Annotated in this window: 13 protein-coding genes and 1 tRNA gene; 4 read left to right on the plus strand and 10 right to left on the minus strand. The window is 70.9% G+C overall.

Going from position 1 to position 17,474, the window contains the following annotated elements; translation table 11 throughout:
- Nucleotides 1-50: 50 nt before the first annotated feature.
- Nucleotides 51-1,619, plus strand: coding sequence for a helix-turn-helix domain-containing protein (locus ABZV94_RS13665; RefSeq protein ID WP_356340417.1), 1,569 nt, complete (start codon nucleotides 51-53; stop codon nucleotides 1,617-1,619).
- On the opposite strand, the gene dapE is transcribed toward ABZV94_RS13665, so the two are convergent.
- From dapE to ABZV94_RS13690, 5 genes are all read right to left on the minus strand, one after another.
- Nucleotides 1,600-2,655: a succinyl-diaminopimelate desuccinylase gene (dapE, locus tag ABZV94_RS13670; protein ID WP_356340418.1), complete on the minus strand. Its 1,056-nt coding sequence runs from the start codon at nucleotides 2,653-2,655 to the stop codon at nucleotides 1,600-1,602. The genes ABZV94_RS13665 and dapE overlap by 20 nt on opposite strands.
- Nucleotides 2,652-4,103 (minus strand): amino acid permease, encoded by a 1,452-nt coding sequence (locus ABZV94_RS13675; protein ID WP_356340419.1) that lies wholly within the window; start codon nucleotides 4,101-4,103, stop codon nucleotides 2,652-2,654. The genes dapE and ABZV94_RS13675 overlap by 4 nt, the downstream gene beginning before the upstream one ends.
- 127 nt (nucleotides 4,104-4,230) lie before the next feature.
- Nucleotides 4,231-4,872 (minus strand): helix-turn-helix domain-containing protein, encoded by a 642-nt coding sequence (locus tag ABZV94_RS13680; RefSeq protein ID WP_059249803.1) that lies wholly within the window; start codon nucleotides 4,870-4,872, stop codon nucleotides 4,231-4,233.
- A gap of 448 nt (nucleotides 4,873-5,320) precedes the next feature.
- Nucleotides 5,321-7,120 (minus strand): DEAD/DEAH box helicase, encoded by a 1,800-nt coding sequence (locus tag ABZV94_RS13685; protein WP_356340421.1) that lies wholly within the window; start codon nucleotides 7,118-7,120, stop codon nucleotides 5,321-5,323.
- A 139-nt stretch (nucleotides 7,121-7,259) separates the two neighbouring features.
- The gene (locus ABZV94_RS13690; RefSeq protein WP_356340422.1) at nucleotides 7,260-8,705 is read right to left on the minus strand and encodes an MFS transporter; all 1,446 of its coding nucleotides are present in this window, start codon (nucleotides 8,703-8,705) and stop codon (nucleotides 7,260-7,262) included.
- Between the two features lie 177 nt (nucleotides 8,706-8,882).
- On the opposite strand from ABZV94_RS13690, the gene ABZV94_RS13695 reads away from it, so the two are divergent.
- A tRNA-Cys gene (locus tag ABZV94_RS13695) sits at nucleotides 8,883-8,954 on the plus strand.
- Between the two features lie 365 nt (nucleotides 8,955-9,319).
- Here the strand turns inward: ABZV94_RS13695 and ABZV94_RS13700 are convergent.
- Both ABZV94_RS13700 and ABZV94_RS13705 read right to left on the minus strand, forming a co-directional pair.
- Nucleotides 9,320-9,796 carry a hypothetical protein gene (locus tag ABZV94_RS13700; protein WP_356340423.1) on the minus strand — a complete coding sequence of 159 codons (477 nt, stop codon included), beginning with the start codon at nucleotides 9,794-9,796 and terminating at the stop codon, nucleotides 9,320-9,322.
- 613 nt (nucleotides 9,797-10,409) lie between these two features.
- Nucleotides 10,410-11,123 carry a hypothetical protein gene (locus tag ABZV94_RS13705; RefSeq protein ID WP_356340424.1) on the minus strand — a complete coding sequence of 238 codons (714 nt, stop codon included), beginning with the start codon at nucleotides 11,121-11,123 and terminating at the stop codon, nucleotides 10,410-10,412.
- A gap of 574 nt (nucleotides 11,124-11,697) precedes the next feature.
- Here ABZV94_RS13705 and ABZV94_RS13710 point away from each other — a divergent pair.
- Both ABZV94_RS13710 and ABZV94_RS13715 read left to right on the plus strand, forming a co-directional pair.
- The gene (locus tag ABZV94_RS13710) at nucleotides 11,698-12,126 is read left to right on the plus strand and encodes a hypothetical protein (RefSeq protein WP_356340426.1); all 429 of its coding nucleotides are present in this window, start codon (nucleotides 11,698-11,700) and stop codon (nucleotides 12,124-12,126) included.
- Complete coding sequence (locus ABZV94_RS13715) at nucleotides 12,123-14,918, plus strand: tetratricopeptide repeat protein (protein ID WP_356340427.1); 2,796 nt, start codon at nucleotides 12,123-12,125, stop codon at nucleotides 14,916-14,918. Before ABZV94_RS13710 ends, ABZV94_RS13715 begins: the two co-directional genes overlap by 4 nt.
- A gap of 92 nt (nucleotides 14,919-15,010) precedes the next feature.
- On the opposite strand, the gene ABZV94_RS13720 is transcribed toward ABZV94_RS13715, so the two are convergent.
- The 3 genes from ABZV94_RS13720 to ABZV94_RS13730 all read right to left on the minus strand — a co-directional run bounded on the left by ABZV94_RS13720 (nucleotide 15,011) and on the right by ABZV94_RS13730 (nucleotide 17,354).
- The gene (locus ABZV94_RS13720; protein WP_356340429.1) at nucleotides 15,011-15,220 is read right to left on the minus strand and encodes a DUF397 domain-containing protein; all 210 of its coding nucleotides are present in this window, start codon (nucleotides 15,218-15,220) and stop codon (nucleotides 15,011-15,013) included.
- Nucleotides 15,217-16,092 (minus strand): helix-turn-helix transcriptional regulator, encoded by an 876-nt coding sequence (locus ABZV94_RS13725; RefSeq protein WP_356340430.1) that lies wholly within the window; start codon nucleotides 16,090-16,092, stop codon nucleotides 15,217-15,219. Before ABZV94_RS13725 ends, ABZV94_RS13720 begins: the two co-directional genes overlap by 4 nt.
- 104 nt (nucleotides 16,093-16,196) lie before the next feature.
- Nucleotides 16,197-17,354, minus strand: a complete 1,158-nt coding sequence (locus ABZV94_RS13730; RefSeq protein WP_356340431.1) for an SUKH-4 family immunity protein — start codon at nucleotides 17,352-17,354, stop codon at nucleotides 16,197-16,199.
- Between the last annotated feature and the right edge of the window lie 120 nt (nucleotides 17,355-17,474).

A 17,474-nucleotide genomic window follows, 5' to 3' on the forward strand; every position in this document is an offset into this window, starting at 1 on the left:
AGGCACGCGTACGTTCGTTGCACCATCCGCCAACCAGCAAGCTGAGGACCATGGACGCCTGCACCCTCGGCGACCTCCTGGACGTCGTCGGCGGCCCCGCGCTGCGCCTGCACACCGCCCCCGCCGGGCTCACCGCCCCGGTCACGGAGGCGGTCCTGTACGACGGCCGCACCCCGCTGGCCCGGCTGCCCGGCGCGCTGCTGCTGGCGGTCGGGGTGCCCGCGGCGGACGCGGGACCGCTGCTGGGGGCGGCGGCGGAGGCCGGGCTGACCGGGGTGGTGGTGCGCGGCGCGGACGGGCCGGTCCCGGCGGCGCGGGAGCACGGCGTCGCCCTGCTGTCGGTCGACGAGGACGCGGCCTGGCACCGGGTCCATCTGCTGCTGGCGTCGGCCATCGCCGCCCGGCCCGCCGCCCTCGCCGCCGACACCGGGGCGGGCGACAGCGGGCTCGGCGACCTGTTCGCGCTCGCCGACGCCGTCGCGACGGCGACCGGCGGGGCCACCGCCATCGAGGACCCGCGCCAGCGGATCCTCGCCTACTCCACGGTCCCCGGCCAGCCCGTGGACGAGGACCGCCGGCAGGGCATCCTCGGCCGGCAGGTGCCGGCCAGCGCCGAGAACACCGAGCAGTACCGGCGGCTGTTCGCCGCCGACCGGCCGCTGCGGCTGCCCGCGCTGACCGGCAGCGGCCTGCCCCGGCTGGCGATGCCGGTACGGGCCGGCGGGGAGACCCTCGGCTCGGTGTGGGTGATCGACGGCGGCTCGCTCGCCCCGGACGCCGAGGACACCCTCGCCCAGGGCGCCTCCACCGCCGCGCTGCTCCTGCTGCGCGCCCGGGCGGCCCGGGAACTGGCCCGGCACCGGGGCGGCGACCTGCTGCGCCGGCTCCTGGACGGCACGGCGGACGACCCGGCGACGGCCGCCGCCCGCCTGGGCGTCGACGGCCCGGCCCGGGTGGCGGCCTTCGTCCTGGACTCCGCCGCGAGCGTCCCGGACGCCGAACGCACCGCGCTGCGCCTGCTGGACGTCGTACGCCTGCAGTGCGAGGCCCGCTACGGCCGGCACGCGTGCGTGCTGCTGGACGGGGTGGTGTACGCGGTCCTGCCCGGGCCGGGAGCGCGGCACCGCGCGCTCGCCGAGGACATCGTGGCGCGGGCCGGGCAGGCGCTGCGGGTGCCGGTCCGGGCGGCGCTCGGCGAGGTGGTGCCGGGCGCGGACGGGCTCACCGACTCGCGGGCGGACGCCGACCTGGTGCTGCGGGTGCTCGACGCGGACCTGCCGGTGGCCGTGGTGGACGAGGTGCGGGCCCGGGTGACGCTGCTGCGGCTGGCCGAAGTGATGCAGGGGCGCCGCGAGTTGAGCGCCGGCGCGTGGCGGCGGGTGCTGGCGTACGACGCCGGGCACGGCACCGAGTACGCGCGCACGCTGGTGTGCTGGTTCGACGCGGGCTGCGACATGGCCGGCGCGGCCAGGCTGCTGGCCGTGCACCCCAACACCTGCCGCTACCGCCTCAAGCAGCTCCAGCAGCACGCCGGGGTCGACCTGGACGACCCCGACGAACGGCTGGTGCTGTGGCTGCAGTTGCGGACGCTGGCCGGGCTCAGCCCAGCCACGTCCTGAGCCGGTCCTCGCACCGCTCCAGGTGCGCCACGGGGACGTACTCCCCCGCCGTGTGCGCCAGCGAGGGGTCCCCGGGGCCGTAGTTGAGCGCGGGTACCCCGAGCGCGGCGAACCGGGCCACGTCGGTCCACCCCAGCTTGGCCCGGGGCTCGGCCCCGAGGGCGGCGACCAGCGGGCCCACTCGGTCCAGGTGCGGCAGCGCCCCGCCGACGGCCTCGGTGACCCGCACCTCGTACTCCGGGAAGAGGCCCCGCACGTACGCCTCCGCCTCCTGAGGCGAACGGCTGGGTGCGAAACGGCAGTTGACGGTCACGACGCACTCGTCGGGTACGACGTTCCCGGCGACCCCGGCACGTACCGCGACCGCGCCGAGGCCCTCCCGGAACTCCAGCCCGTCGATCACGACCCGCTCCGGGACGTGCGCGTCGAGCCGCTGGAGCACCTGCCCCGCCTTGTGCGCGGCGTTCGTGCCCCGCCAGGCGCGGGCGGTGTGCGCCCGGACGCCCCTGACCACGATGTCGGCGGTCAGGATGCCCTGGCAGCCGGCCTCGACACCGGCGTCGGAGGGCTCCATCAGGATCGCCAGGCCGGCCTCCTCCAGCAGCCCCGGCCGGGCGGCGGCGATCCGGCCGAGCCCGTTGCGCTCCCCCTCGACCTCCTCGCACTCGTAGAAGACGTAGGTGACGTCGCGGGCGGGCTCCGGCACGGTGGCCGCGAGCCGCAGCGCGACCGCCACTCCGCCCTTCATGTCGCAGGCGCCGAGCCCGTACACCCGCCCGTCGGCCGGCCGGGAGGGCAGGTTCCCGGCGGCCGGCACGGTGTCCAGGTGCCCCGCGATCACGGCACGTTCGCCGCGTCCGAGGTCGGTGCGGGCCACGACGGAGTTGCCGACCCGGTCCACGGCGAGGTGCGGCAGGCCGCGCAGGGCCTGTTCGACGGTGTCGGCGATCCGCTCCTCCTCCCCGCTCTCGGAGGGCAGGTCCACGAGGGCACGGGTGAGGGTGACGACGTCGGCGGTGAGGTCGAGGGCGGTCATGCGGGGTCTTCCTTGGTGGTGGCGAGCTTGGAGTGCCGGATGCCGTAGAGGCCGTAGACGACGAGTCCGGCCGCCAGCCACGCGCCGAACGCGATCCAGGTGTCGGCGCCGAGACTGCACAGCATGTAGCCGCAGAAGGCGACACCCAGCAGGGGCGTGACCGGGGAGAACGGCACCCGGAAGGAGCGGGGCGCGTCGGGGTCGCGCCGGCGCAGCAGCACGACCGCCACGTTGACCAGCATGAACGCGAAGAGGGTGCCGATGCTGGTGGCGTCGGCGAGGCTGCCGAGCGGGACGAGGGCCGCGAGGACGGCGATGAAGCCGGAGACGATCACGGTGCCCGCGCGGGGCACTCCGGTGCGCGGGTGCACCTTGGCGAACAGCGGCGGCACGAGTCCGTCCCGGGCCATGGCGAACAGGATGCGGATCTGCCCGTACTGCACGGTGAGCACCACGCTGGTGGTGGCGACGACCGCCCCGACGGACAGCAGGACCGGCCACAGGCTGCCGCCGCCGACGGCCCGCACGAGCACCTCGCTCAGGGTCGCCTCGGTCCCCGCGAACCGCGGCCAGGGCATCGCGCCGAGCGCGGCGACGGCGACGAGGACGTACAGGGCGGTGACGAGGACAAGGGACAGGATGATCGCGCGCGGCAGGTCCCGCTGCGGATCGCGCGCCTCCTCGCCCGCGGTGGAGGCGGCGTCGAACCCGATGTACGAGAAGAACAGGGAGGCCGCTCCGGCGCTCATGCCGGCCGCGCCGAGCGGGAACAGGGGCCGGAAGTTGCCGGCCCGGAAGGCGGTGAACGCCACGGCGCAGAACAGCACCAGCGCGGCGATCTTGACGGCGACCATGACGGTGTTGGCCACGGCGCTCTCCTTGGCGCCGCGCAGCAGGACGACCATGGCGAGGACGACGATGAGGGCGGCGGGGACGTTGAGCACACCACCGGCGCCGGGCGGCGCGCTGAGCGACTCGGGCAGGGAGAGGCCGAGGGTGAGCTCCAGCAGCTCGTTGACGTACTGCCCCCAGCCCACGGCGACGGCGGCGACCGACACCCCGTACTCCAGGATCAGACACCAGCCGCAGACCCAGGCGACCAGCTCGCCGAGGGTGGCGTAGGCGTAGCTGTACGACGACCCGGAGCCGGGGATCATGCCGGCCAGTTCCGCGTACGACAGCGCGGAGAACAGGGCGGTGACGCCGGCCAGCACGAAGGACAGGACGACGGCGGGACCGGCCTGCGGCACCGCCTGCCCCAGCACCACGAAGATGCCGGTGCCGAGAGTGGCGCCCACGCTCAGCAGCGTCAGCTGGGCCACGCCCATCGTCCGCTTGAGCGGACTGCCGGCGGCCTCGCCGACGAGTGTCCGGACGGCTTGCCGCCGGGTGAGCCGTCCGCCTGTTCTCCGCCGGTCGGTTGCCGGAACCGTCCCCACTGTGTCCACCGCGCCGTTCCCTCCGCCTCGGGGTTGTCTGGCCCTTGATGATGCGGAGGGGGAAAGACCTTGGCGTGTGCCGATCGGCCAAAGGTGAGGGAACGCGTTTGGCGAGGCGACCAAGAGGGGTGGCGACTCAGCGGAGTGCTTCCGCGACCTCCCTGGCCGCCTCCACCACCCGGGCACCGACCCGCTCGGGTACGGCGTCCGCCAGCATCACCACGCCCACGCTGCCCTCGACGCCCGTGACCCCGACCAGGGGCGCGGCGGCCCCGCTCGCCCCGGCCTCCAGCTCGCCGTGCGTGAGGGTGTACCCGGGGTCGGCCGATGGCGACTGCCGCGCGGCGAGGATCGCCTTGCCGGCCGCACCCCGGTCCAGCGGGTGCCGGAACCCGGCCCGGTAGGCCACGTGGTAGTCCGTCCACGTCGGCTCGACGACCGCGACGGCCAGCGCCTCGGACCCGTCCACCAGCGTCAGGTGCGCCGTCGCCCCGATGTCCTCGGCCAGCGACCGCAACGCGGGGAGCGCCGCCTCGCGCACCAGCGGATGCACCTGCCGCCCGAGCCGCAGCACGCCGAGTCCCACCCTGGCCCGCCCGCCCAGATCACGCCGTACGAGCGCGTGCTGCTCCAGCGTCGCGAGCAACCGGTACACCACGGTCCGGTTCACGCCCAGTTTGGTGGACAACTCGGTGACGGTCAGCCCGTGGTCCGTGTCGGCCAGCAGCTTGAGGACGCGCAGTCCCCGGTCGAGCGTCTGAGAGGTCTCCGCGGTCACGACGCCCACTCCTTCGGCGGTGAGGTCGGCAGCCCCTGTTCGGCGGATGCGTCACCGAGTCCCGTCGGCGACGCGCTTCAGAGGCCGCCGATCGGCAGGACGGTCCGGCGGCTCCCGGGCCGAGTCGCTTCACGGCTGCGCTCCGCGGCGGCGCTGCCACGGGGCGTGTGCGTAGCGGGACAGTAGCGAAGCCGGTTCGCTGAGCGGAAGTCTTCGTCCAGAATCCGGGCAAGCCCGGATCCGGCCTGCCTCCATTCGTCCGGATACGCACACACACCCCGGACAGAGGCGCTCCCCGGGAAAGGGTGAAACCCCTGGGCGGGGCGCTCTCGGCGCACCCGAACCCCTACCCCTCCCGGGGGTCCGGGGCGGAGCCCCTGGGCGGTGCGCTTTCGGCCGACCTAGTCGGGTGGGCGGGTGGGTGAATCAACCCCAAGCAAGCGCAGCGTCACCGCATGCGCGTAGCCCACTCCCGCACCTTCTCGATCCGCTGCCGCAACTGCCCCGCCGTGGCCTCCGCGCTCGGCGGCCCCCCGCACACCCGCCGCAGCTCGGTGTGGATCACCCCGTGCGGCTTACCGCTCTGGTGGACGTACGCACCGACCAGCGTGTTCAGCTGCTTCCGCAGCTCCATCAGCTCCTTGTGCGTGACCACCGGCCGCCGTTCGGCCGGCAGCTCCAGCAGGTCGGCCTCGGCATCCGGCTTCTTCCGGCTGTGCGCGATCTGCCGGGCCTGCCGCTTCTGCAACAGCAACTGCACCTGCTCGGGCTCCAGCAGCCCCGGAATCCCGAGGTAGTCCTGCTCCTCCTCGCTCCCGGGGTGCGCCTGCATGCCGAACTCGGCGCCGTCGTACAGCACGCGGTCGAACACGGCGTCGGACTCCAGCGCCTCGAACGGCAGCATGTCCTGTTCGCCGGTGTCCTCGTCCTGCTCCTTGTTCGCCTCCTCCATCTCCTTCTCGGATTCGGCGTACGGGTCCTCCTCGCCCTCCTTCTTCGGCTTGTCGAGGGCGTGGTCCCGTTCCTTCTCCATCTCGTTGGCGAAGGTCAGCAGGTCCGGCACGGTGGGCAGGAACACGGACGCGGTCTCGCCGCGCCGCCGGGACCGTACGAAGCGCCCGACGGCCTGCGCGAAGAACAGCGGCGTGGAGATGGTCGTCGCGTACACGCCCACCGCGAGCCGCGGCACGTCGACCCCCTCGGACACCATCCGCACGGCGACCATCCACCGGTCGTCGCTCGCGCTGAACTCGTCGATCTTCTTCGAGGCGCCGGCGTCGTCCGACAGCACGAGCGTCGCCTTCGTCCCGGTGATCTCCCGGATGAGCTTGGCGTAGGCGCGCGCGGAGTCCTGGTCGGAGGCGATGACCAGCGCGCCCGCGTCCGGGATGGCCTTGCGGACCTCGGTCAGCCGCTGGTCGGCGGCGCGCAGCACGCTCGGCATCCAGTCGCCGCGCGGGTCGAGGGCCGTACGCCAGGCCTGGCTGATCGCGTCCTTGGTCATCGGCTCGCCGAGCCGGGCCGCGACCTCGTCGCCGGCCTTGGTCCGCCAGCGCATGTTGCCGCTGTAGGAGAGGAAGATCACCGGCCGGACGACCCCGTCCGACAGCGCCGACCCGTAGCCGTACGTGTAGTCGGCGGCGGACCGCCGGATCCCGTCCGGCCCCTCCTCGTACGTCACGAAGGGGATCGGGTTGGTGTCGGAACGGAACGGCGTACCGGTCAGCGCGAGGCGCCGCGTCGCCGGCTCGAACGCCTCCAGGCAGGCCTCGCCCCAGGACTTGGAGTCACCGGCGTGGTGGATCTCGTCCAGGATCACCAGTGTCTTGCGCTGCTCGACCCGGTTCCGGTGCAGCATCGGGCGCACCCCGACACCGGCGTACGTCACGGCCACGCCGTCGTACTCCCGGCCGAGCGGGCCCGCGCTGTACTCGGGGTCGAGTTTGATCCCTATCCGGCCCGCGGCCTCCGCCCACTGCTTCTTCAGGTGCTCGGTGGGCGCGACCACGGTCACCTGCTGGACGACGTGGTGGTGCAGCAGCCAGGACGCCAGCGTCAGCGCGAAGGTCGTCTTGCCGGCGCCGGGCGTGGCGACGGCGAGGAAGTCACGCGGCTGCTCCTGGATGTACTTCTCCATCGCCCCCTGCTGCCAGGCACGCAGCTTGCTGGCGGTACCCCAGGGGGCCCGGCCCGGGAAGGCGGGCGAGAGGTGGTGGGAGGAAACGGACGAGGCGGCGGTGGTAGTCACGGTCTCCGAGCGGGGTAGGGCGGCTACGTATGACGACCGGGCCACCCTACCGGCGCCGCCCTCTCCTCAACGCGCGGACGACCCCGGGCCGGCCGTGGGTGGGAGCGACGTCACAACCGCCCCCTCGGCCCCACCGCTCTCACTCCGCCGGCCGTGTCCGCTCACGCAGCCGCGTGGTCACCCAGGCCCCCACCACCGCCACCGCCGCCATCGGCAGGAAGACGGCGGCGAAGGCGGCGGGATGCCCGCCCTCCGCCCCCGTGGTGGCCGCGGTGCTCCCGCCGCCCAGGGCCGCGAAGGCCGCGCCGGTGGCCGCCAGGAGGACGACGTTGGAGAGGGCGTCGGAGATCTGGAGCGCGGCGGAGTTGGCGCCGGCCTCCTCCGGGGCCGACAGCTGGAGCAGCAGCACGCTGGTGGAGGCGATCACCAAGCCCATCCCGAAGCAGCCGACGCCCCAGGCGACGGCCACGGTCCACACGGGCACGGAGTGCAGGAGCACGCTCGGCGCGGTGACGATCGCGGCGGCGACGAGCACCATCCCCACGGTCATCAGCCGCTGCCGGTACGGCGCCAGCCGCGGCCGGGACTGCACGAACGACCCCAGCGCCCATGTCCCGCCGCCGGCCGCCAGCGAGAAACCGGCGAGCGTCGGGGACAGCCCGCGCTGGGTGACCAGCATCAGCGGTACGAAGGACTCGGCGGCGATGAAGGAACCCGCGGCGAGCCCGCGCAGCAGCACGACGGAGGGCAGGCCGCGGGCGGCCCGGTAGGTGCCGCGGGGCAGCAGCCCGAGAACGGCGGGCACCAGCAGGGCCGCCCCGGCCAGCCCCGGGAGCAGGGCCAGGGGCCGCAGGTCCTGGGCGGCGTACTGGAGGAGCCCGGCGCCGAGGGAGATCCCGAACGCGAGCCGGATCCGCCGCCGGTCGAAGGAGCCCGCGCCGGCCTCCGCGTCCACCGGGCCGGCCGCGCGCCGCCGTATCTGGGGCAGGGCGAGGGCGAGCGGGAAGACGACGAGGACCGGGATGCCGAGGAACACCCAGCGCCAGCCGAGGTGCTCGGTGACGGCTCCGGAGGCGAGGGGGCCGACGATCGAGGGGACGACCCAGCCGGCGGCGAAGGAGGCCATGATCGCGGGTCGCAGCCGGTCCGGATAGGCGCGCCCCACGACGACGTACAGCGCCACGATGACCAGCCCGCCGCCGAGCCCCTGCACGGCCCGCCCCAGGATGAACGTCCACATGACCTGCGCGGTCCCCGCGACGACGAGCCCCAGCGCGAAGGCCGCGATGCCGGTCGTCAGCGCCCCGAGCGGGCCCCGCCGGTCCGACCACTGCCCGGCGAGCACCATTCCGAACAGACTGGTGGTGAAGTACCCGGAGAAGGCGAACGCGTACAGCGCCAGTCCGTCCAGCTCCCGCGCGGCGACCGGCATGGCGGTCCCGACGGCGGTCGCCTCGAACGCGATGAGGACCACGACGGACACGATCCCGACACTGAGCGCCCGGTACGCCCTGCTCAGCACACCGCCGTCCTGGTCGGCGGGCGGATCGAGAACATCGGGCTCACGGGATCCAAGGGCACTCATGTGCGACAGAGTAAGGCCCACAACGGACTTTGGCCCCTGTCAGTAGACCGACCGGCGCTAGGCCCTTGGTCGTACGTCCCGCCCCGCTTCGTGAACGGCACATGGCAGTCCCGTTGCAGCACCCCCACTGCCCTTGAGCCCCTCACGGCCCGCCCCGTACGTTCTTCTCACGAACACGGCCGTGTGCCCGAGTGGTTTAGGGACTCGCCTGCAAAGCGAGTTACGTGGGTTCGATTCCCGCCACGGCCTCTGATCTCTTGACCAGGCAAAACGTAAGGGCGGCACTCCAAGCGGGGTGCCGCCCTTACCGGTAGCCCGTCTCACTTGCAGCAAGGCGCCGCCCAATGGCGAGGACTCGGAGTGCCTCTTTGGCGCCCCACAGGCGAGACAGCGGACCGCCGAACCAATGCTCAGATATAGCACTGAAGTAGCCAAGGTCAGCGCAGAGCCCTAGAGCGACGGACAAGATACCGCCATGAAGCGCGCGTCAAAGTCTATCGGCCATCCGACACGATCCACGGCGACGTCCCCCTCACCGAGCCGAACACCCACCCCCCACGGACACGGTAACCAGCGCCGGTCCACCTATTATGTTAGCCGTTTGAGCGGCCTTGTCAATCAGCTTTGCTGCGATACTCGGATAGCGCGTTGGGCCAGTTAGTGTTCACGAATGTCCCGGTAGCAGCGGTCCACGATTCATCATTGATCGGGTGACCGCTTTGCTCAAGCAGCTTCCGTAGCTGAGCCGCGAACAGGTTCACATTCTTCTTTTCGTCGTTCAGTGCAATCGCCGAACCCAACCTCATGTTGTTTATCGGCGTAAAGTCCACAGGCGGCACCACTATGGGCAGCATTTGAAGGCGACTGGAGCGCCGATCCGCCTGATCACGCCGTCGACGACTGATCGCGTATCCAACCTCCAGCAGGCAATTCGGCCGCTCCAAAAACAGCTTAGTCGTGACCTGCATAAAGACCACAGCCTGGTCCAGGAACCCATATATCTGCGAGGCGTCATTCTTGCCTTGAGTGAACCAGTACGGTGTCTGTGAGCTGCAAAAGAAGTCGCCGGAGCCCAACCCTGCGTCTTTCATGAAGCTGCATATAGCTCGGACAAGTGGCGTATCCGAGTCGCCCGTTGCATGGCTGACAAAGATGAGCGGCCCCCTCCGCTCCTTCCGTCTCCGTCGCTCCCCTCTACCCATGCTCCATTCCTAACTAACGATCTTCATGATCGCATCCGCAGCGGTGCGAGGCTGAGCCGCATAGAACGCGGGGGGGGGGCGATGTGCCCGGCCCCGTACCCAACCGGGAAGCTGACCTGGCCCGCCCGCGCGAGCGCAAGGGCGGAGACATGCAATCGGTGACACGAGGCGTCGCCCGGCCCGCCAATATGCCGAGCGCCGACCGCAACTGCCACCCCATCGCGATGCGCCTGTGAGACTCCCTGAAGGAGTCCGGCCAGGTCTACTTCTACCAGCAGTCCAATTAGGCACTCGCGTACTCACTGCGCGAAGACCTCTCTTACTACGAGAGACCCAGCAAGCGTTCGGCACAGATGCTCCAGCCCATCTACAGCGCCTTCAGGCGGCTCCTCGTCGCCGAGGGCGACCGGCGGCCGCATACGTATCGAGCTGCACGAGCCCGAGCCCGAGGAGCAGTCCGCGGCCGTGCTCGCCATCGCCGACTACAAATCGTCTCTCGGTCTCAACCCTTGAGCAGGCTAATTACCGACAGGACAATTGACGGGACGGCCAGTACACCTGCAATCACGGTCCAACGCGAAACGCTTTCTGGAGACGGGGTCCACGATCGGAAACGGCGTCTACGAGGCCAGGGCCTGATTGTGATACGGGTACTCAGTATCGGCGTCAGAACGAACCATGCGAGCACGTACGTCACCAAAATGGCGCAGAAGGTGTTCAATTTCGGTTGCAGGATCATAGATCGCGCAAGCAGCAAGAGGATGCCGAAAAAAATCACTTGCGTATAAGTGAGGTAGAGAGGGACGTCTCCCTTTCCTTTTGATCGTCGGTTCAACAGTTCCGACGCTTTGGTGAACATCTCGTCTGCGACGTCGCCCTCGCGGTGCCGGATCGCTAGGTGGCTAGTCCACCATTGACGGTGGGGCAGTACGCCGTACGTGAATCCGTAGCCCTCCCCTAGACCGATCGCAAGGTCAAGCGAGCCGTCACTCGAACTGACAGTCAGCCGACCACGCCCAAAAAAGACATCAGCACCTAAGGCCGCCCGGATGTCGGCTACTGAATTGGCAACTACCTCGCAGCTCTCCTTGCGGATCAACAACTCCGCGGTGGCGGGCTGGCCGAGCAACTGGCCAACCTCATACGCGAGTTGAAACAACTCCTCAATCGTCACTCGGACGCCGAAGTACCTGCGCTGTCGTGTCTCCACCCTCACGCGGCGCATCCTAGCCGCGCCATGCCGGGGGATGTGATGACGATTACAGCCTCCACACACGAAGAGATCGACGCGCTTGAACCAACGTTCCTCGGCCCGACGTGGCGGACGGAGGCGGACGGTACCTGGAAGCTCCCCGAGCGCACGCTCGGCTGGCAGATTGCCGGTTCGTGCGCCGAGTTCCTCAAGGCCGAGGGCCGCGGGCCCTGGCGCTTCAGCGGTCGACGAGAACGGCCGCTTCATCTACCGCAAGGGAGTCCTTCAGCGCCTCAAGGGCTGGGGCTTACAACGGCTAACACAATAGGTGGACCGGCGCTGGTTGCCGTGTCCATGGCGGGGGTTGAGTGTTCGGCTCGGTGAGGGGGACGTCGCCGTGGATCGCCGTGCTCGTCCGGGAAGAGCGGCCGGTTCCCCTCCCGGCTCTTCCCGGCCGCCGCCCGCCGTCCGTCTGCCGGCCTGGAACCGGAACGAGATCGATCATTTCGAACATCTCCGGCCACGTGCGCCGCCGGTTCCCTACGCTGTGGCCCACTCAGTCGTCTGCGTGCCCCGGCACGAGCTTCGAGGGGGGTCCATGGAACTCGACACGTTCATGCAGCTGGCCGGCCCGACCATCGGCGCCGCGATGTCCGCCTACGGCGTCGCCGTACTGACTCAGGCCGAGGACGCGGCGGCGGGGGCGACCGTGGACCTGGGGAGGCGCATCCTCCAGCGTGTGTGGCAGCGGCGCGACGAGCGGCAGCGTGAGGTGCTGGAGGCGGACGTCCGCGAGGCGGCGGAGGAGAACGAGGACGCCGACGCCCAGGCGACTGTGCGGCAAGCCGTCAAGCGCACCCTGCGGGAGCACCCGGAGCTGTTGGCGGAGCTGGCCGAGCTGCTGCCGCGGCCGGAGCCGCAGCCGGCCCACGTCACGGTGTCGGGCCCGGGCGCCGTGGTCAACCCAGGCATCAACCACGGGTCGATGACCTCCACCACGACGATCCACGGCGGCAACTCCCAGTGACATCGGCGCCGCTCGATCTCAGCGGTACCGGGCAGGTCATCAACTTCGGCATCAACACCGGCGTGATGAGCAGCACGGTCACGACGGTCGTGCTGTCGGCCGAGGCGCTGCGATCGGCTGCCGACGCCCGGGCCGAAGGAGTCGTCCACCTGGACCAGCCGCCGAGCCACCGCTTCACCGGACGACAGCACGAACTCGCCTCGATCCGCGACATGCTGACCGCCGAGCGCGCCGGTCCGAGTGTGTCTGCCGTGGTCGTCCACGGGCTGGGCGGGGTCGGTAAGAGCACACTGGCGCGGCAGTACGTCCACACCTTCCGGGAGACGTACGACCTGGTCTGGTGGATCGACACCTCCTCCCCGGGGAAGATCGAGGAGGCCCTGGCCGGCATCGCCCGGCTCCTGAGCCCCGTCTGGGCCGGAACGGCGCAACAGCCCGAGCTCACCTCGTGGGCCCTCGCCTGGCTTCAGCGCCACACCAGATGGCTGCTGGTGTACGACAACGCCGAGGATCCCGCGCTCCTCAGACCCTTCCTGGGCAGTCTCGCCAGCGGACACCACCTGATCACCAGCAGGCTGGCCGACGACTGGGACGACCTCGGCGCCGTCGGCAGCGCACTGCTCCCGCTCGGTGTTCTCCCACAGGGCGAGGCGGCGGACCTCCTGTGGTCCTGGGTGTCCGAAGGGGACCCGTCCGACGCATCGCGGTGGCAGACCGGGCAGTTGGCCCGGGAGCTCGACGGCCTCCCGCTCGCCCTGGACCAGGCCGGCGCCTACGTGAAACGGACCCGCACCACGGTCGCGGCCTACCGGCTCCGCCTCGGACTCCACCTCTCCAGAACCCCTGCGCGCCGGGACCCGCGACAGACCGTCGCCCGGATCTGGCAGGTGACCCTGGCGGCGATCGCCGACGACGACCCGTCGGCGGTCGAACTCCTCTACGCCCTGGCCTGGCTGGACCCCGACGGGTGCCCACGCGACCTGGTCACCCGACTGGCGCCGGACGAGATCGCGGCCGACGACGCCCTGGGTGTCCTGCACGCCTACAGCATGATCACCTTCACCGGGCGGGACGTAGCCGTCCACCGCCTGGTGCAGAGCGTGCTGCGCACCGACGCCGTCACCGCGGCGCAGCGCGCGCACCCGGGCGAGTCCGCGCCCGGCCGGCCGCGCGGGCGGCACGAGGCCGAGCAGGCACTGCTCCGGGCGGTCCACCCGAGGGGAGCGGACGAAGCGCACGACGCCCACGAACTCGCGCGCCTCGCCGGACAGGTGTGCGCACTGGCGGCGACCGACCCGAAGGACTGCTACAGCACGCCGGTGTCCGCGCTCTACGTGAGCACCGCCGTGCACCTGGAAGGCCAGGGCCTGAGCACCCGGACGCTGCCGTTGTACGAGGCGTACAGCGCTCAGATCGAGCGCGGATTCGGCCACGACCACCCGTACGCGCTGGTGGCCCGCTGCGCTGTGGGGGGCGTGTACGAGACGGTGGGTCGCCTGGACGACGCCGTCAAGGTCCTGGAACCGGCCCTTGAGCAGAGCCTGCGGCTCCACGGCCCCGGGCATCTCACCACCCTGAATCTCCGCAGCGGCCTCGCCTCCGCCCACAGGTCCGCCGGGAGACTGGAACGGGCGATCGACGAGTACGAGACGGCCGCGGCTGCGAGCAGGGACGCCCTCGGCCCCGATCACCTCAGAACCCTGACCCTGCAAGGTGCCCTGGCGGGCGCCTACGAGTCGGCCGGCCGCATCGACCGGGCGATCGGGATCTACGAGGACATCGTCCAGCGGGCTGCCGACGCGTCCGGCTACGAGAACCTGGTGCCCTCGCTGAAACTCAACGGGTTGCGGCTGCGCAACAACCTCGCCGGCGCATACGAGAGCGCCGACCGCCTCCAGGAGGCCATCGCCCTGTACGAGGAGGTCCTGGCCGGCTTCGAAGACGTCTGCGGCTCCGACCACCCGGACACCCTCAGCTGCCTGGGCAATCTCGGATACGCCTACGAGTCGGCCGGAGATCTGGGCCGGGCGCAGGAGGTGTACCAGGAGGTCCTGAGACGACGGGAGCAAGCTCTCGGCGAGGAACACCCCGACACCCTGCTGAGCCGCAGCAACCTCGCCCACCTCTGCCTGGTCACGGGCGACGTCCCGACCGGGCTCGACCTGTGCCGGACGACACTGGTGCAGCGCACGGGCGTCCTCGGCCCTGAACACCCCGACACCCTGGTCAGCCTCAGCATGCTCGCCTCGGCCCATGACGCGGCCGGGGAGCCGGAGCGCGCGGTCCCCCTCTTCGAGGAGACCCTCCGCCTGCGCCGGAAGGTGCTCGGCGATGCCCACCCCGACACGTTGCGCAGCCTGATGAACCTCGCCGCCTGCTTCTACAAGCTGGGGGACGCCGCCCGTGCCGTCCCCCTCCTCGAAACCGCGCTGGCCGAACAGGAACGGCTGCTCGGAGCCGAGAGCCGGGACGCCCTGCTCAGCCGCAACAACCTGGCGGCAGCCTGCCGGGCGGCAGGTGACCTGGGTCGGGCACAAGCGCTGTTCACCACCGTCCTGGAGCAGCGCACACGGATTCTGGGCCCGGACCACCTGGACACCCTCAGCAGCCGCGCCGGCCTGGCCCGGGTGTACGAGGCGTCGGGTGAACTCGACCGAGCGGTCCCGCTGTACGAATCCACACTCGCCCGTCTCACCGAGCTGGTCGGCGCAGACCATCCCGTCACCAGCCTGGTGGCAGGCCTCCTGACGGAGGCGTTGCGCAAGAGGGAGCGGGACTGCCCGCAGCCGTGACGCGGGGCGACCCCCGGAGCTGATCCAGGACGTCGGCCTCGATACGAGAGGGCGGCACCCCGTGCGGGATGCCGCCCTCTCCTTGTGTCCCCTCAGCCGCGGGACGCGTACGAGACGAAGTCCGTCCAGGCGTCCGACGCGACCGCGAGCTGCGGGCCGTCGAGGGACTTCGAGTCACGGACGTGCACCTTGCGGGGAGTGACGGCCACCTCGACGCAGGACTCGCCGTTGGTGCCGCTGCTGTAAGTGCTCTTGAACCACGCCAGTTCGGAGGGGTGGCCGGCGGAGGCCTCGCGCATCATGTCTCTCCCAGCAGTTTCTGGATGAAGGCAAGCGACTCCCGAGGTGGGAGGGCCTGCGCCCGAATGGTGCCGTACTGCAGCTCCAGGATGCGGAGCTGCTTCGGGTCGGAGACGGGCCGGCCGTTGAACAGGCCGTCGGAGCGGCCCACCGCCTTGCCGTCGGCGAACTTCAGCAGCTCGATCTTTCCGTCGAGACCGGGATGGGCATCCGTGTCCGTCGGCATGACCTGGAACGAGACGTTGTTCAACTGCCCGACCTCCAACAGACGTTCGAGCTGCTGTTGCCACACCATTGTGCCTCCGACCCGGCGGCGCACCGCTGCTTCTTCCAGCACGAAGTGGATGGATGGGGCGGGTGTGCGTTCGAAGACCGACCGTCGGGCCAGTCGAGCAGCCACCATGCGGTCCACATCATCCGGCGGGTACGGCGGCTGTGCTGCCTCGATCAAGGCTCGGGCATGCTGCGGCGTCTGCAGGAGCCCGTGGACGCTGTTGCACTCGTACACGCCGATCTCGACCGCCTTCGCCTCCATCTCCGCCAGGGCCCGCACTTTCTTCGGGTAGCGGACCTTCTGTACGTCCTCCTTCATCGCCGAGAGCAGGCCGCCGGCCCCCAGGACGTCATCGGCCTTGTCCAAGTACTCGGGCCGGGGGATCCGCTTACCGCTCTCGATCTTGTAGACCATGTCCTCGCCGTAGCCGACGGCTGCGGCGAAGTCACCGGCCCTCATGCCCACCGCTTCCCGGCGCAGCTTCAACTGCCGTCCGACGGTGGTGATGACGGCGATGCCCCACTCGTCGTCCGGGTCGACCTGCCAGCCCTGCTCACTCGTCTCGCCCTTGAGTGTCTCCGCAGCCGCGTCGACCGCCATGCGCACCCCTCCATCACCGTGCGTGTCCGCATCGTCACGGCCCACGGTAGGGATGTGCAGCCACGCCAAGTGGTCGGAATCGGGAAAATCACTGCGGTCGGATGTCAGAACACCCCGCCCGCCTCGTCCTGGAACACGTTCGTCCAGTAGTGCCAGGTCGTGTCCGGGGCGGTGCCCGTCGGGTCGACCGAGTGCAGGGTGCGGATCATGAGGGCGACCAGGTGGTCGTAGGCCTGCGTGGACAGTTCGTGGCCCAGGTGGGCGTCGATCGTGCGCTCGTGGTGGATGAGCCACAGGGTGAAGGCCAGGGTGGAGACGTCGGTGTTGAGGGGGTAGAGCGCCGCCTCCGGCTCGTTGAAGGTGAGGACCGCGCCCGTTCTGCCGTCGATCACCAGGCTGTTGTCCTCCAGGAGGTGGCCGAGGCGGATCAGGTGGTCGCAGTGGGCCGGCAGCTCGGCGAGGGGGTAGTCGGGGCGTTCCTGGGTGAAGTACTCCCGGAGGGTGGGGAGCGGGACGTCCGTGTCGGCGTGGAAGAGGACCGCCTCCTCCGGCAGGCCCGTCTCGCGCAGGAAGCGGCGGGTCGGCTCGTGGGTGAGCGTCTTGGGGAAGTCGACCTCCTCGAAGCGGGCCACCCTGCCGTGTCCGAACTGCTGGTCCAGGACGCGTGCCGGGACGTCCAGGGTGAGGCCCGATGCCGTGCCGGGGCCGGCGATGAGGGAGAGCGGGCGGATCAGCGCCGCCGCCTTCCAGTACGGCGGGACCTCGCCGTCGGTGCCCTCCTCGAAGAGGGTGAGGAGGCGACGGGAGGCCTCGGTCACGGTCCTGGGGCCGTACTGGCCCGCCAGCGAGGCGAACCGGCCGCGCAGGCCCGCCAGTTCCTCGGTGACCGCGGCGAAGCGCAGCAGCGTGTTCAGGGAGGGCGCGAAGGGGGCCGGGTGGGACGGGTCGAAGAGGTAGGCCGTCGTCAGCTCGCCGGTGGCGCCGTCGAGCAGGATCGACTGGCGTTCCCTGCCGGCCGGGGTGAGCAGTTCGCCTATGACCAGCCGGCCGCGCAGTTCCTCCGCCAGGTGGAAGGGGCTGTCGGCGGCGTCGGCGAGCGTGCGCAGGCCGTGCGTGCGCAGCGGGGAGAACGTCAGCAGGGCGGTCTCCGCGGGCAGTCCGGCGCCCGCGAGCAGGCCGCGCGTCGGCGCGTGCGTGACGTAGCGGTCCAGCTCCGCCTCGGTCAGCGTGATCGCCGGAACATCGGCGTCCGTCGTGCTCATCGCTCCCCCGCGATCTCCCTGTGCGTGGCAGGCGCGCGTACCCCGTCGTACGCGGCCTCCGGGCAGGTGCCCCCATCGCTCAGCACACTACGCCGCCCCACTGACAACGACCCTCGTGAG

The sequence above is a fragment of the Streptomyces sp. NPDC004658 genome, from assembly GCF_040609555.1.
GTDB lineage: Bacteria > Actinomycetota > Actinomycetes > Streptomycetales > Streptomycetaceae > Streptomyces.

Excerpts from the sequence above, each read along its gene's own strand:
- ABZV94_RS13665 (WP_356340417.1), top strand. The coding sequence starts at position 51 with ATGGACGCCTGCACCCTCGGCGACCTCCTGGACGTCGTCGGCGGCCCC.
- dapE (WP_356340418.1), bottom strand. The coding sequence starts at position 2,655 with ATGACCGCCCTCGACCTCACCGCCGACGTCGTCACCCTCACCCGTGCC.
- ABZV94_RS13690 (WP_356340422.1), bottom strand. The coding sequence starts at position 8,705 with ATGAGTGCCCTTGGATCCCGTGAGCCCGATGTTCTCGATCCGCCCGCC.
- ABZV94_RS13700 (WP_356340423.1), bottom strand. The coding sequence starts at position 9,796 with ATGAAAGACGCAGGGTTGGGCTCCGGCGACTTCTTTTGCAGCTCACAG.
- ABZV94_RS13710 (WP_356340426.1), top strand. The coding sequence starts at position 11,698 with ATGGAACTCGACACGTTCATGCAGCTGGCCGGCCCGACCATCGGCGCC.
- ABZV94_RS13720 (WP_356340429.1), bottom strand. The coding sequence starts at position 15,220 with ATGATGCGCGAGGCCTCCGCCGGCCACCCCTCCGAACTGGCGTGGTTC.
- ABZV94_RS13725 (WP_356340430.1), bottom strand. The coding sequence starts at position 16,092 with ATGGCGGTCGACGCGGCTGCGGAGACACTCAAGGGCGAGACGAGTGAG.
- ABZV94_RS13730 (WP_356340431.1), bottom strand. The coding sequence starts at position 17,354 with ATGAGCACGACGGACGCCGATGTTCCGGCGATCACGCTGACCGAGGCG.